Origin of the sequence: Sorangium sp. So ce406 (assembly GCF_051474675.1) — a bacterium.
GTDB lineage: Bacteria > Myxococcota_A > Polyangia > Polyangiales > Polyangiaceae > Sorangium > Sorangium cellulosum_G.
The window spans coordinates 2851558-2864951 of the sequence record NZ_CP150340.1; the positions used below are offsets into that span (position 1 = coordinate 2851558).

Here is a 13394-nt window from a genome sequence, read left to right on the forward strand (position 1 = left end):
CGCCATGAGGATGTCACTCGGCCCCTTTCTGGGGGCGACGGTCGGTCTTTGTCTGCTATCTGCCTGTGTCGAGCCGGTCGGCTCGACCGGGCTCGCTGCCAGCGAGGCCGCCACGGAGAGCGAGCTCGGGGCGGCCGCCGAGGAACAGCCATTCGAGGTCTGGGCCATCGACCAGTCCAACACGAACGGACTGGCGTACGGCGGCACGGTGTACATTTACAATGGTCAGGGCCTCGTGGGCGCCTCCGGGGTCAATCCGGCCGCCGCGGAGGTCATCGACCTCGGGGGCGCGACCGCGGCGCTGTGCTTCGCGCAGACCGGCGCCAATCCGGTGCGGCCGCACATGCTGTTCTTCAACGCCGCGCACACCCACGCGGTGCTGTCCTTCGTGGCCAGCGGCCACGTCGCGATCTTCGACGCCGAGACCCGCGCGCCGGTCGCGTGCCTCCGCTCCTCGCCGGGCGCGGACGGGGCGCGGCAGGCCCACGCCGCGGTGCCGGCGCCGGACGACTCGTACATCCTCGTGGCCAACCAGAACGGCAAGCTGCTCGAGCGGATCGCGACGGACTACGCCGCGGGCACCTTCGCGTGGGATCAGGACGCGGCGCTCGACCTGACGAGGTGCATCGCGCCCAGCGGGGATCCCTGCCAGTTCCCGCACATCCGGCCCGACAACGCGCCCATCTGCCCGATCATCGACGCCACCGGCACGTACGGCTTCATCACGCTGCGCGGAGGCGGCCTGTTCGTCGTCGACCCCACGGCGACGCCCATACAGATCGTGGGCGAGTACGACGCGACCACGGTGCACGGCAACGGCTGCGGCGGCGTCGAGGCCGGAGGCTCGATGTTCATCGACTCCGGCGGGGGGACGGCGGCGAACCTGGATCAGTTCGACCTGTACCGGTTCCCGCTCACCGGCTACGCGGCGACCAACGCGGCCAACACCCCGCCGCCCGAGGTGGTGTTCACCGACCCCTCGCCGGACCGCGACGCCCACGGCACGCTGCTGACGAAGCACGCGCGCTCCGTCTGGGTGCTGGACCGGATCCAGGGCGTGGCCGAGGTGTTCGACGTCGCGACGAACGCGCATACGGGTACGGTCGATCTGAAGGGCCCGTACTCGAGCGATCCCGCGCCCGACCTGATGGACATGTCGCCCTCGGGCAACCGCATCTTCGTGACCTTGCGCGGTCCGACGCCGCTGAGCGGCGACCCGCACGCCTCGGTGGGCAGCACGCCCGGCGTCGGCGTCATCCACGTGACCGCGAACGGGCGCAGCGGCAAGCTCAAGGCCATCACGCCGATCACCAACAAGGATGGTTCCGGCGTGGAGCGGGCCGATCCGCACGCGATCCGGGTGCGCCGGCTCTGAGCGCGCCGCGGCCGCCGGGGCGCTCGGAGCCCCGTGCCTGGCCAGCGCGACGGCCGCCCGGGCGCGCCCTACTTGCGGCGCTCGTCCTGCTCGACGGCGGCCGCGCCCTCCTTCGTCTCCCAGAGCCGCGCGGCGATGGCTTCCTTGATCCACGCGAGGTGTCGCGCCTCGTCTCCGCGATTGCGCTCGACGACGGCGCGCGCCTCGCCCGGGAGCTCCATCTTGAGCGCGGCTTCGTACATGTGATTCGACAGCTCCTCGTTGCCGAGCATCGAGAGGAGCGCGCTCCGGTCGCCTCGGCTCGCGATCGCGGTGAACCCCTCGATCAAGAACCCCTTCAGATCGCGCTTGATCTTCGGCTCCTCGCCGCTCGCGCGGACGATCTTGGCGAGATCGTTGATGTGCTGCTGGTGATCGTCCTGGAAGCCCTTGAGCTTCCGGCGGATCTCCGAGACCTCGCAGGCGTCGAGCGCCTGCTGGTACGCGAGCACCGCGTCGGCGTCGAGCTGGATGAGGTCGTTCAGCTTGTTGACGGCAGTCTTGTTCATGCGGGCGCCTCCCGCGAGGCAGGATGAGGCACGCCGTAGACGAGGCCTACCGGGCAGTTCCTGAATCTGCGCGGGCGCCGCGGAGCGAGCACAACCAGATGTCGTGAGCGGCGTGCACGGGAGTCGAGCTGTTGTGTGCCGGGCGGAAGGCGCCGAGGGCGCGACAGGCCTGTGATCTGGAGGGGGCTGACGGCGGCGCGGCTATCCGGATCGCCGGAACAGGTTGAGCAGCCGGCGGAGCAGCCCGGGTTTCTTGGCCGGAGCGCTCGCCGTCGCCTGCTCCTGACCGCGGCGCGCGGACCTGGGCGCGGCGTCGGCGGGCGCCGCCGCGGCAGCGTCGCGGGGCTTGCTCGCGGCGGCGGAAGGCTTGTTGCTCGCGGCGGCGGAAGGCTTGTTGTTCGCGGCGTCGCGAGGCCTGTTGTTCGCGGCGTCGCGAGGCCTGTTGTTCGCGGCGTCGCGGGCCGTGTCTGCGGCTCGATTCGCGGTGCGCTCCGCCGCCCCGTCCGGCGCGGGCTTCGCTGCCTTCTTGCCGGACCGCGCCTGGACCTTGGCCTTCATCGCTTCCTTGGCGGTGAGCGCCGGCTTCTTCTTTTTCGGGAACGCGGCGCTCGGCGGAGGCACCCACGCTGTCTGCCGGCGCGGCTCGGGGGCCGCCGTCGTCTCCGGTTCCGGCGGAGGCGGCGGAGCCGGCGCCGCGCCTTGCGCCTCGGCGCGCGGCTGTCGGGACGCCTTGCGGGCGGCGCTGGGCGCTCCGGCGGCAGGGGCGGCCTTCGCCTCGGCGGGCGCCGCATCGGTGCCTCGTGCATCGCTCCGGGCGGGGGCCCCTGCGGCGGGCGCGCGGCGCTCCCGGGAGGCGGATCCCGGCGCGGCTCGCGGTCCGGGCGCGCGGGCCTGGGAGGCGCCGTCGGCGCCCTCGGCGCCTGCCCGGCCGTGCTGCGCCGCCCCCTCCCGCGGCGCCCTGGTCCGTTCCGCCGGGCGCCGCTCGGCGGCTCCACCGTCGCGCGCCTCGCGCTCGGCAGCTCGTCCCTCGCGCGCTCCGCGCTCGGCAGCGCCGCTGTCGCGCGTCCGGCGCTCGCTCGCTCCGCGCTCGGCGGGATCGCGTTCGCGCGCCCCACGGTCGCCCGGTCCGCGCTCCCCGGAGCTCGCCGGGCGTCGCGCCGGGGCCTCCTGCGCGGGCGGCGGCGTGCGCGGCCGCCTCATGTCGATGACCCTGCGCGGCCGCGTGCCAGCGGGCGCTGCGGCGGCGGGCGCCGCGTCAGCAGCCGCCGTGCCAGCGGGCGCTGCGGCGGCAGGCGCCGCGTCGGAAGCCGCCGTGCCGGCCGGCGTCGCCGCGGCCGCTGCGCCCCCGGACGCCGCCGTGGCGTCGCTGGACGAGGCCTCCGCGCCGCCCTCCGCCGCCTCACCAGCGGCGTCCGTCGCCCTCTGGTGCGGCGCGCGCTCGGCGCCGGGCTCCGCGCGCTCCGGCTGCCCCTCCTCGTTCTCCGCTGTGTTTTGCTCGACCATGGGCCTGCTCCATAGCGTTGTCCGGGGCTCCGCGAAACCGGATCCCTCGCCCGCTCGGCTCGAGCCCGAGGTGCCCTCGGCTCATCCCCACCATCACGGGCGCTCGTGCTCGCGCGCGAGCGCCTGGAAGCTCTCCTCCACGAGATCGAGCAGATCCTCCGTCGCGCCGCGGGCGATCCAGGCGTCGATCGCACATTGCATGACCGCGATCGCGCAGTTTGCCAGCACCCGCGGCGCGAGGTCGCGCTGCGGATCCAGGTTCATCCGCGCGGCGAGCGGCTCGCAGATGGCTTCCGCGCAGTGGCCGAGCCGCTCGCTCTGCCTCGCGCGGACCGCCGGCGTCCTCGAGACGAACTGCTGGACCGCGACGAACCGCGGCAGGTTCCCCTCGTGGAGCTGGCCGAGCGTATCCCGGATCGCGTTGCGCAGCGCGACGAGCGGCGGCTCGCCCGGAGGGCGCGCGCCGACCGACGCGCGCGCCACCTCGATGAGCTGATCCATCCAGGCGATGAGGAGGTCTTCCTTCGACTCGAAGTAGCGGAAGAACGTCCTCCGCGAGATCTCGACCGCTCCGAGCACCTCGTCGAGCGTCGTCTGCTCGTAGCCATTCTTCAGGAAGAGGTCGATCGCGGTCTCGATGATCTGCGCGCGCGTCCGCTCCTTCTTCCGCTCTCGGAGCCCGGGGGCCTGGCCCTCTGCCATGCGGCCAGGCTACCACGCGCAGGATCCGGGTGCCCCTCCTTGACAAATGCTACTCAGTGGCACATTCTTCCCCCTGTCGCTGCTTCCTGCCGATCTCGGGCGAGGGAGCGCGGCTTCACAGGGTCGGAGTCCATCCAGGGCCGTCGCCTCGGGCGGCGGCCGGGGCCTCGGCGCGGCCGTCGCGAGCATGGGCCCTCGCGCGCGGGCGCATCGCCGGAGGCCGCTTTGCCGCGGATACCGACATCACCGCGCGCGCCGGTCGGCTCGTGCGTCCCGCGCGCCCACGGCCGTTGTCCGCCGAACACGCGCGGGGATCCGGCCTCACAGGAGCCATGATGAACACCAGGGAACACGACAAGGTCGCGCTCATCACGGGCGCAAACCACGGTATCGGCCTCGAGCTCACGCGCCGTTTGCTGTCGGAGGGCTTTCAGGTCATCGCGCTGAACCGATCGGCGTTCGCCGAGGACGATCCGCTGATCCGGGAGCGCCTCGAGCGCCGGAGGCTCCGTGTCCACAGGGCGGATCTGTCCGATTTCGAGGGCCTCAGGCGCGCGCTCGGCGCGATCAAGGCGACCGAAGAGAAGATCGATGTCCTGTTCAACAACGCCGGCGGCAGCGTCCCGGAGCTGACCTTCTCCATGCAAGGACGCGAGCTGCACTTCGAGGTCCAGACGGTGGTGCCCTACATCATCGCGATGGAGCTCAGAGATCTGCTGCGGAGGGGGACCCTGAAGACGGTCGTGAACACCTCCACCAGCGCGTTCGATGCGACGAGGCGCTTCGACCCCGACGCCCTGGAGCGCCCGGCGTCGTTCAAGCAGCTCTTCGGCCCGTACGCGACCTCCAAGCTCGCGCTCTCCCTCTGGACGCGTGAGGTGGCGCCGCTGCTCGAGGGGGACGGGATCAAGATCCGGAGCGTCGATCCAGGGGCCAACAACACGCTGAGGAAGGGGAAGCGGTCGGGGCTGCCGTTTTACGTGAAGCCGCTGATGAGGTTTTTCTTCCCACCCCCGAGCCAGGGCGCTTCGCGGCTGTACGAGGGCGCGTTCGGCGCGAGCCGGGAGCTCTCGGGCGTCTACCTGAGGAAGGACCGCGCGGTGGATCTCCCGTTCCGAGAGCACGGGCCGAGGGTGCTGGAGAAGGTGCGATCCATCCACGAGCGGGAGTTCGCCGCCCGCTGATCTCTCGCGTTCCTGTGAGCAACAGTGAGCCCAGGACCGCCTTTGGCCTTCAGCGCGCGCCGGCGACGGCGCGCCACCAGGGGGTCGGCGCGTCGATGTGCTCGGGCTCGACGGCCGCCCCGATCTGCGGCGTCACGACGCGCGCGCCGCGCTCGGCCGCCACGGAGAGCAACGTCTCGGCCGGCTCGTCCCAGTCGTGGAGGGCGAGGTTGAACGTGCCCCAGTGGACCGGCAGCAGCGTGCCGCCGCCGAGCATCTGGAACGCGATCAGCGCGTTCTCGGGGCCGAGGTGGATCGTCCCCCACGCGGGGTGGTACGCGCCCACCTCGAGCATCACCAGGTCGAAGGGGCCGTGTCTCCGGCCGATGTCCGCGAACTCGGGGGTCAGCCCGGTGTCGCCGGAGAAGAAGACCTTGCGCCGCTCTGCCTCGATGACCCAGGAGGCCCAGAGCGTCTTGTTGCCGCTCGTCGGCCCGCGACCCGAGAAGTGCTGCGCCGGCGTCGCGGTGAAGCGAAGGCCGCCCACCTCCGCGCGCTCGTGCCAGTCGAGCTCGGTGATCCGCGCGGGGTCGACGCCGAGCGCCTCGAGGTGCGCCCCCACGCCGAGCCCCGTGACCACGGGCACGCGCGTGCGGGCCAGCGCCTCGATGGTGGGCGCGCAGAGGTGATCGAAATGGTCGTGCGACAGCAGGACGGCATCGAGCGGCGGCAGCTCCCCGAGCGCCGCCGGGACGGGGTGGAAGCGCGCCGGCCCTGCGAACGAGACGGGGGAGGCGCGCTCGCCGAACACCGGATCGGTGAGGACGCGGCGGCCGTCGATCTCGAGCAGCACGGTGCTGTGGCCGAGCCACGTGACCCGCAGGCCGGTCGTGCTCCGCCGCGCCCAGGTCTCGTGAGGCCGCGCGAGCGGCAGCGGACCGGGCGGCGACCGCCGGCCGCGACGGAAGAAGTACTCGCCGATCACGGGCAGCGCGCCGCCCTTCATCGCCGGGCTGGCGCCGGACGGGTTCTCGAACCTGCCGCCCCTGAACTGAGCGGACGCGCGCGCCCGCTCGATCCGGAGCCCCTTGCGACGCTGAGAATCGTTCATGAGGGGACGACCTCCTGCCGGGCGCGGCGCCTGGCGAGCCAGAGTCCGAACGTGACAATGACCAGAGCGGCGCCCATGCCGACCCACGCCGACGGGGGGGCGTCGCGCAGGGCGTTGAAGACCCGCTCACCGAAGTACGCAGTGGCCAGCAAGGGAAGGGTATAGCCGGCCAGCGAGCCCCAGAAATGGGTGGAGAAGCGCACCCCGGAGACGCCGAAGAACACGTGGAGCATGGGCGGCATCCAGAGCACGAGGCGGAGCATGAACACCGTGAAGAACGCCCGCCGCCTGAGCGCCTCGTCGTAGGCGCGGAAGCGCGCCGGCACCCGCTTCGATACCCAGTCGCGGGCGACGAAGCGAGCGAAGGAGAAGCCCACGACGCTCGCCGCCATGGTGCCAGCCATCGAGAGCGCGAACGCCACCGGCCAGGGCCAGATGAGCGGCGCTGCCAGGATGAACACCGTACCCGGCACGCCGAACGGCTGGAGCGCGGCGTACGCCGCCACGAACGCGACATACCCCCACGGCCCGAGCTCCACGAGCGCCTGCTTGATCCGCGCGGGCTCGCCGAAGATCTCGAGCAGGCCCGCGCGCTGGGCGGCGGCGAGGAGCGCGATCACCGCGGCGACAGCGCCGATCTTCGCGCCCCGGAGGGCGCCGCCGGCCGCCGCATGACCGGGCAGGGGCGCAGGCGGCGAGGTCCCGGCCGGCTCGCCGGGGGAAGCGGCCGCGCCGCCTGGCGGGAGCGCGAGTTCGGGTGGAGGATCCGGCGGTCGCACAGCACGAGCTTTACGACCGGTGACCAGTTTGTCAAGTGCTGAGTTGACAAGATGGACCGGTCATGTCAAATATGGTCATCGTGAGCGAAACGAGCTCCGCCGACAGGCCCGCCGACGAGCGCCGCCGCAAGCTGATGGACGCGGCGCTGACGGTGTTCCTGCGCTTCGGCTTCCGGAAGACGTCGATGGACGAGGTCGCGCGCGCCGCGAACGTCTCGCGACAGGGCCTCTACCTCCACTTCGCCACGAAGGAGGAGCTCTTTCGCGCGTCGGTGGCGTACTTCCTCGACTCCTCGCTGGCCGCGGTGACGACCGCGCTCGTCGACGCGGAGCGCCCCCTGGAGGAGCGGCTCGTGGCCGCGTTCGACACGTGGACCGGCCGGTTCGTGGGCGCGTTCGGGGCCGACGCGGCGGACCTCGCGGCCGTCACGAAGGATCTGGTCGGCCCCCTGGCCGCCGAGCGTGAGGGGCAGTTCGTCGAGGCCGTGGCAGACGCCCTGCGCGCCTCCGGGCTCGTGGCCGCCTACACGCCCGCGGGCGTCACCGGGCGCCAGCTCGCGGAGACCCTGTACGCCTCGGCGCGCGGCCTGAAGCACAGCGCCGCGACGCGCGAGGACTTCGTCGAGGCCATGTCCGTCGCCGTGCGGGTGATGTGCCTGCCGTTGCGGGAAGAGCGAGAGCAGCGGACGAAGAAGAGGTCGACGGGCCTCCGCCCCGAGGGCGGGCGGCCTCGTAAGGCGCGCGGCGTCACGCGATGACGAGAGGCGGCGAGCTCTGCGGAGGTTGCGTACTGCTGTCCTCATCTGCGGTCAGGATGAGGACCGAGGTCGCCATCACGGCCCCGATGGCCCACGGCGCCTGCCGGCGAGGAGCGCAGCCCTCACCCACGGCCGGTCAAACGATGTTCTGGCAGGACGGACGCTGATCCGCCGCGCTCACTCCGCGGCCTGCGCCTCGGCGGCGTCCGCGCAGCAGCGGAAGCCGGCCTCGTAGCCGTAGTCGTCTTCCTTGTGGAAGGTCGTCATCGGACGGCACTGGCTGCGGATCGGACCCCACCAGCCGCCCTTGAGCCCGCTGCGGTAGGGGGCCTTCTGATCGGTGCGCACCACCCATTCGTTGGCGTTGCCGTTCAGATCGAAGACGCCTGCCCACGAGGCGCACGCCGCGCGTGAGCCGGCCGGCTCGCGGCCGTCCAGGCGCGAGAGCTCGGCGGCGCACCGCTCGTTCTGCTGGCACGCCTCGTAGTGGAGCAGCCGCTGCGAGTGGTCCGGAAAGCGGTAGTCACGGTCCTGATTGCACGTCTCGGCGTTCCGCTCGTAGCCGTACACGTACGGCAACATCTCGGGGCCCTCGCAGGCGAAGTTGAACTCGGCCTCGGTGCACAGCCGCTTGCCCTGCGCCTCACAGAGGTCGGCGGCCTGCTCCCACGAGGTCAGCGTGCGCGGCAGCTCGCCCGGAACGTTCGGGTACTCGTACCGGTCCATACAGAACGAGAGACTCTCGGTCTTCTTGGCGACGCACCGCGACGGCTCACGGAAGCGCAGGCACCGCGCGGCCACGCCCGGCTCGCCGTGGCGCTTCGTCCATTCGGGGTGGTACTCGAGGCATTCTTGCACCACGGCGGGGCAATACTCACCCTCCACCCGCACCATGCCGCCGGGGCAGCCCTCGGTCGCACCGGGCAAGTCGGCCGGCGCCTCGGTCGCTCCGGGCGCGGTGGCCAGCCCATCGGTCGCGCCGGGCAAGTCGACAGGCGCGTCGATCGCTCCGGGCACGGTGACCGGCGCCTCGGTTGCCGTGGGATCGTCCAGCGTGGGATCGGCCAGGGGCCCGCCGGTCTCCGTCTGCGGCTCCGTCTGCGTCTCCGTCTGCGGAGGCGCGACCTGCCGGGGGCCGGCCATCTCGCCCGAAACCTCGCGGATCTCGGCGGTCCGGGTGTCGCCTTCTTCCGTGTCCGACTGGCTGCCGCAGCTCGAGGCCGCGACGCCAAACAGTGTCATTAGTACTGTGAAGCCCAGGGTTCGCACGTTAACCTCTTCCCACGTTTGCCTACATCGGCACACATGCGTGGGCCAAGAACTGAACCGAGCTCGCCTTGATCGTCCCGCGAGCGTCGGGAGCTGGCTGGAAAGATTGCAAGATCTCGGCCTACTGCCGTGCCCGGTGATATCGGGACATAAGGCTGCTTTCTGCGGCGTGGGCCCGCCGGTGTGGCCGCCGACTGGCCAGGATGGCCGGCCAGCGCGTGGCCGCCTCGGTGCACCGCCCCGCGCGCGCAATGCTCGCGAGCCCTGCGTCTTTTCTGCGCGGTTGGCTGGCCGGAGCTCGTCGCGCAGCGCGCAGCAATGCGCTGCGCGAGGGAGCCGGAGCTCGACGCGCTGCGCGGCGCGGAGGACCGAGCGACGGCTGGACTGAGACGCTGTGGGTCGGGTTCTCGACCGGGAGGTGATCGCCCTGCCGCGCCGGCGTGGCCGGTCGGCCACGTCGCGGCAGGGTTCCGGCAATCCGGCCTGGCGCTCAGCCCTGGCCGGCTTGCCCCGCTATCCGGTTACTCGCCCAGGTACGGGACGAGGTTGACGGTCTCGCGGTCGATCTGGTGAATGCCGTAGCGGCCGGCCGCGAAGATGACCTCCTCCCCGCTGACCACGAACCGCTCGGGCCAGCCCCAGAGGGGGAAGAACGCCTGCGCCTTCGGCGCCTCGGGCTGCTCGAGGGAGATCGCCAGCGCGCCGCCAGGCACCTCGAAGAACGCGCGCATGTCGGCGGTGTTGCGCAGCGACGCCCACGACGCCATGCGGACGGTCGAGAGCAGCTCGAACTCGGGGACCGCGGGGTCCTCGTTCTCCGTCTCCGGCGGCGGAGGCGGCGCCTCGCCCGCGGCCCAGGGCCCGAGCGTCGTCAGCTTCTGGTTGGGATCCCACCCGTAGTACCACCCGTACGCCGGCTGCCAGATCAGGCCGTGGGTCAGGACGGGCAGCCCGCGCCCGTCGATGGAGATCGTGTTGACCCGGCGGTTCGGGAAGCGCTGGTACTCCTTCAGGTACGCGAGCCCCTCGTGCAGCTGGAGCCGCGCGATCGCCGTCTCGATGAACTGGTCGCCCCACACCCGGTCGTTCGAGTAGATCGACGTGCCCTGGATCGCGAGGATCTCGCCGGGCACGTTGATCCCCGGATCGATCGCGGGCTGCGACGGATCGGTCAGGTTGAGGTGCGTGAGGAAGTACTGCGTGTGCGGGCGCGGGTCGTCCGGCGCCCCGATCGAGCGCTTGATGTTGAAGTAGAGCTCGCCGTTGTCGTTGAGCACGTTGACCGTCTCGCTGTCGTCCGGCAGCGCGACGGTCGGCGCGAGCGTCGGGTTGTCCGGGTCGGAGAGATCGACCACGTTGATCTCGATCTGCGCCCAGCTCCGGCGCGGTACGTACTCGTAGCAGTACGTCGAGGTCACGTTCGGGATGTCGTCCCGACCGATCTCGATCGGCGTGCAGGTCGTGTCGGCGCCGGGGTGGTCGGTGCACTCGGCGAACCCGCCGTTGCAGTACTCGTCGCTGCCGATCTTGCGGCACATCCGCTCTCCGGCGACGTACGTGCAGCCCTCCTGCCCGAAGCAGCCCGGCTGGCCGATCGCGCTCGTCCGGCAGCCCCAGCCGACCCCGAGGTCCTCGCTGTGGCCAATGACGCGCAGGAAGGCGAGGGCGTCGCGCGCGGGGTGCACGGTCTGGAACGACCGGGACCCGCTGTAGTAGGCGGACATCGCGGGGAGATCGCTCGTGTCGAGCGTGCCCGCGCGCCGCGGCGCCGTCGGATCGGACAGGTCGATGACCTCGACGTGCGTCACCTTGCCGACCCAGTTCTCGAAGGTGGTGGTGAGGGACACGAGCAGGTCCCCTACCTGGTGGATCTGGGCGTTGAGCGGCAGCTCGAAGCTGGCCACCGGCGCCACGAGCTGGGTGAGCCCCGTGGCCGGGACGACCTCCGCCTTGAGCTTCCGGCTCTCGGGCGGGTTCCAGTAGAGATCGTAAGGCACCTTGATGCGCACGCGGTGATCGCCGAAGGCGAGGACGCGCACGTAGTCGGGCGCGAGCTCGAGCCGCCCGAGCTTGTCCGGGGTGTCGAGCGCGTCCTGATCGTAGAGGGTGAGCTCCTCGTCGGACACGTTCGCCGTCGCCTCGTCTCCCGCGCGGAAGGTGCGGCGCACGGGGGTGCCATGCTCCATCACGCCGCGGCGGGTCAACGTGGTGCCCGAGAAGGTGAAGATCTGCACGCCGGAGAACGGTCGCCAGTAGTTGTCGACGTTCCTGCTCGCGGAGAACGGGAGCAGCACGAGGCCCGTCTCTGCCTCTCCGGTCGGCGCCACCGCGTCCACCGCGTTGTCGAGCACGGTGAACGCGCGGTGGTCCCAGTCGGCCTCGGACCAGCTCCAGCCCTCGGCGCCGCTGTCGACGTTCGCGCGCGCGATCAGGGGCGTCGCGTTGGTGAGGTCGGTGATGTCGTAGAGGCTGGCCGCGAGCTGGCGGCCGTGCGCGTCGTCCACGCCGATCCCGATGAGGCGGGTCGCGCCGAGGACGGGGCGGAAGAAGTTGTTCCACCCGGACACGATGAACTCGCTCTGCTCGGTGACGTTCCCGTCAGGATCGATGGAGAAGGCGTGGAACGGGTCCTGCTGCCGGTAAGTGACCGCGAACGCCCTGTCGTCCAGGAAGACGGCCCCGTAGAGCGACTGCTCGGCGCCGAAGTCCTCGCTGTCGATCGGAACGATGTTGTCGGGGTCGGTCGCGTCCCACGTCTCGAGGTAGCTGGGCGTTCCGTCGGACCACCTCGGACCGGAGAAGACGCGCAGCATGTTGTCGCGGAAGTCCATGTGGAACTGCGAGCGAACGTAGCCCGCCGCGTTGACGCTGCCGCGCTCCACCATGGACCCGTCGCGGTTCGAGATGTCGATGACCGAGATCTCGCTGGGCTCCCCGGACCAGCCGAAGTTGTTGCGCGCCACGAGGAGCACGTCCGCCTCGGCGTGGATGGCGGTCACCGTGTCCCCGAGCTCGATCTCGTTGCGCTCGATCAGCGCGTCGACGCCGACATCGAAGCTCCTGACCAGGGTCTTGTTGACCCACTGGAAATGGCCGGGGGAGATCTCGACGAGCTCCGATCCGTTCGAGGCGACGTAGAGCGAGGTCGCGGTCGCGCCGCGGGCGAGGCGGCTGGTCGAGATGGCCCCCGTGACGGGGTATTGCGACAGGAGCTTGGGCGCGGTGCGATCGGTGATGTCGATGAACAGGACGTTTGCGCCCGTCCGCCGCTCCACGGTGAGGCCGTCGGCCTTGAGCTGGTAGCCGGCCCAGTCGTTCAGGAGCACGACCGCGCGATCGCCGACGACGTACATCTCGACCGGGGTGCCGGCGATCTGCATCTGGCCGAGGAACTGCGGGCTCGACGGGTCCTGGATGTCGATGACCTGGAGCCCGCGGTAGGGGTTGAGGTTGAGGAGCTGCCCGTTGCCGAGGACGCGGTAGATGTCGCCCTCCTCGAGCTCGCGGGCCTCTTCCTCCTCCTCTTCTTCCTCCTCCTCTTCCTCTTCTTCTTCCTCCTCCTCGCCGAGGTAGCCCTCGGTGAAGGGATCGTCGGCCGAGACGAACTCGGTTGGCCCCTCGGGCGTCTCGGGGTCGGGGTCGGGGTCGGGGTCGGGATCGGGGTCGGGGTCGGGGTCGGGGTCGGGGTCGGGGTCGGGCGGGTTCTCGTTGTCGTCTGGTCCCGGATCTGGCGGGTTCTGCTCCTCCTCCTGGGGCTCGGGTTTGTTCTCGTCGCTCCCGCATCCCTGTCCGAACAGCAACAGGAGCGCGGCCATCACGCTGGCCTGCGCTGACAGCACGCCTCTCACTAGCGTTCTCTTCGCCACTGCCTACTCCTCCCTAGTACCTCGCGCGAGGTACGGAGCCTGCGCACATCGATGTGTCCTACACGGTTCAGCCGCGGTCAGAACGTCCCGGTCCAAGGACGACGGCGCCCCGAGTCTCCGGTGAGCGGTCGAGGGCGCGTCCGGCACGGCGCAGCCCGCGATCGGGTCGGTCCTCGCGGTATCGCGCTACCATGGACCGTGAAGTTGCATCGAGCGGATTATCCACCTTCTGGATGGCCCGCTCAATGCGGAACGCGCTGAAGGAACGAGAGAAGACGCGGTTCTTCGCGCGACATACAGCCGTCGCGTCTGGTCGGAGC

The 13394-nt window shown here is 71.2% G+C and carries 10 protein-coding genes; 3 read left to right on the forward strand and 7 right to left on the reverse strand.

The window, feature by feature from the left end; translation table 11 throughout:
* Window positions 1-4: 4 nt before the first annotated feature.
* Complete coding sequence (locus WME96_RS10710; protein WP_437290048.1) at window positions 5-1375, forward strand: hypothetical protein; 1371 nt, start codon at window positions 5-7, stop codon at window positions 1373-1375.
* Window positions 1376-1443: 68 nt separating this feature from the next.
* Here WME96_RS10710 and WME96_RS10715 read toward each other — a convergent pair whose 3' ends face one another.
* The 3 genes from WME96_RS10715 to WME96_RS10725 all read right to left on the reverse strand — a co-directional run bounded on the left by WME96_RS10715 (window position 1444) and on the right by WME96_RS10725 (window position 4128).
* Window positions 1444-1923 carry a DUF2383 domain-containing protein gene (locus WME96_RS10715; RefSeq protein WP_437290049.1) on the reverse strand — a complete coding sequence of 160 codons (480 nt, stop codon included), beginning with the start codon at window positions 1921-1923 and terminating at the stop codon, window positions 1444-1446.
* A gap of 201 nt (window positions 1924-2124) precedes the next feature.
* Window positions 2125-3426 carry a hypothetical protein gene (locus WME96_RS10720; protein ID WP_437290050.1) on the reverse strand — a complete coding sequence of 434 codons (1302 nt, stop codon included), beginning with the start codon at window positions 3424-3426 and terminating at the stop codon, window positions 2125-2127.
* A gap of 93 nt (window positions 3427-3519) precedes the next feature.
* Window positions 3520-4128: an acyl-CoA-like ligand-binding transcription factor gene (locus tag WME96_RS10725; RefSeq protein ID WP_437290051.1), complete on the reverse strand. Its 609-nt coding sequence runs from the start codon at window positions 4126-4128 to the stop codon at window positions 3520-3522.
* A 335-nt stretch (window positions 4129-4463) separates the two neighbouring features.
* Between WME96_RS10725 and WME96_RS10730 the strand changes: the two genes are divergently transcribed.
* Entirely contained in the window at window positions 4464-5312 is an 849-nt protein-coding gene (locus WME96_RS10730) for an SDR family NAD(P)-dependent oxidoreductase (protein ID WP_437290052.1), read from the forward strand.
* 49 nt (window positions 5313-5361) lie between these two features.
* Here the strand turns inward: WME96_RS10730 and WME96_RS10735 are convergent, their stop codons facing one another.
* Together WME96_RS10735 and WME96_RS10740 are read right to left on the reverse strand one after the other, a co-directional pair.
* Window positions 5362-6402, reverse strand: coding sequence for an MBL fold metallo-hydrolase (locus WME96_RS10735; protein WP_437290053.1), 1041 nt, complete (start codon window positions 6400-6402; stop codon window positions 5362-5364).
* On the reverse strand, window positions 6399-7181 hold the full coding sequence (locus WME96_RS10740; protein ID WP_437290054.1) for a TVP38/TMEM64 family protein: 783 nt from the start codon (window positions 7179-7181) through the stop codon (window positions 6399-6401). Before WME96_RS10740 ends, WME96_RS10735 begins: the two co-directional genes overlap by 4 nt.
* Before the next feature lie 71 nt (window positions 7182-7252).
* Here WME96_RS10740 and WME96_RS10745 point away from each other — a divergent pair, with 71 nt between their 5' ends.
* Window positions 7253-7939 (forward strand): TetR/AcrR family transcriptional regulator, encoded by a 687-nt coding sequence (locus WME96_RS10745; protein ID WP_437292300.1) that lies wholly within the window; start codon window positions 7253-7255, stop codon window positions 7937-7939.
* A 177-nt stretch (window positions 7940-8116) separates the two neighbouring features.
* On the opposite strand, the gene WME96_RS10750 is transcribed toward WME96_RS10745, so the two are convergent.
* The gene (locus WME96_RS10750; protein WP_437290055.1) at window positions 8117-9181 is read right to left on the reverse strand and encodes an SUMF1/EgtB/PvdO family nonheme iron enzyme; all 1065 of its coding nucleotides are present in this window, start codon (window positions 9179-9181) and stop codon (window positions 8117-8119) included.
* Between the two features lie 548 nt (window positions 9182-9729).
* Window positions 9730-13047, reverse strand: a complete 3318-nt coding sequence (locus WME96_RS10755; RefSeq protein WP_437290056.1) for a beta-propeller domain-containing protein — start codon at window positions 13045-13047, stop codon at window positions 9730-9732.
* Window positions 13048-13394: the final 347 nt, after the last annotated feature.

What these genes read in the sequence shown, in the direction of transcription:
- WME96_RS10730 (WP_437290052.1), top strand. Translation starts at nt 4,464, where the DNA reads ATGAACACCAGGGAACACGACAAGGTCGCGCTCATCACGGGCGCAAAC.
- WME96_RS10745 (WP_437292300.1), top strand. Translation starts at nt 7,253, where the DNA reads ATGGTCATCGTGAGCGAAACGAGCTCCGCCGACAGGCCCGCCGACGAG.
- WME96_RS10735 (WP_437290053.1), bottom strand. Translation starts at nt 6,402, where the DNA reads ATGAACGATTCTCAGCGTCGCAAGGGGCTCCGGATCGAGCGGGCGCGC.
- WME96_RS10710 (WP_437290048.1), top strand. Translation starts at nt 5, where the DNA reads ATGAGGATGTCACTCGGCCCCTTTCTGGGGGCGACGGTCGGTCTTTGT.
- WME96_RS10750 (WP_437290055.1), bottom strand. Translation starts at nt 9,181, where the DNA reads ATGACACTGTTTGGCGTCGCGGCCTCGAGCTGCGGCAGCCAGTCGGAC.
- WME96_RS10715 (WP_437290049.1), bottom strand. Translation starts at nt 1,923, where the DNA reads ATGAACAAGACTGCCGTCAACAAGCTGAACGACCTCATCCAGCTCGAC.
- WME96_RS10725 (WP_437290051.1), bottom strand. Translation starts at nt 4,128, where the DNA reads ATGGCAGAGGGCCAGGCCCCCGGGCTCCGAGAGCGGAAGAAGGAGCGG.
- WME96_RS10720 (WP_437290050.1), bottom strand. Translation starts at nt 3,426, where the DNA reads ATGGTCGAGCAAAACACAGCGGAGAACGAGGAGGGGCAGCCGGAGCGC.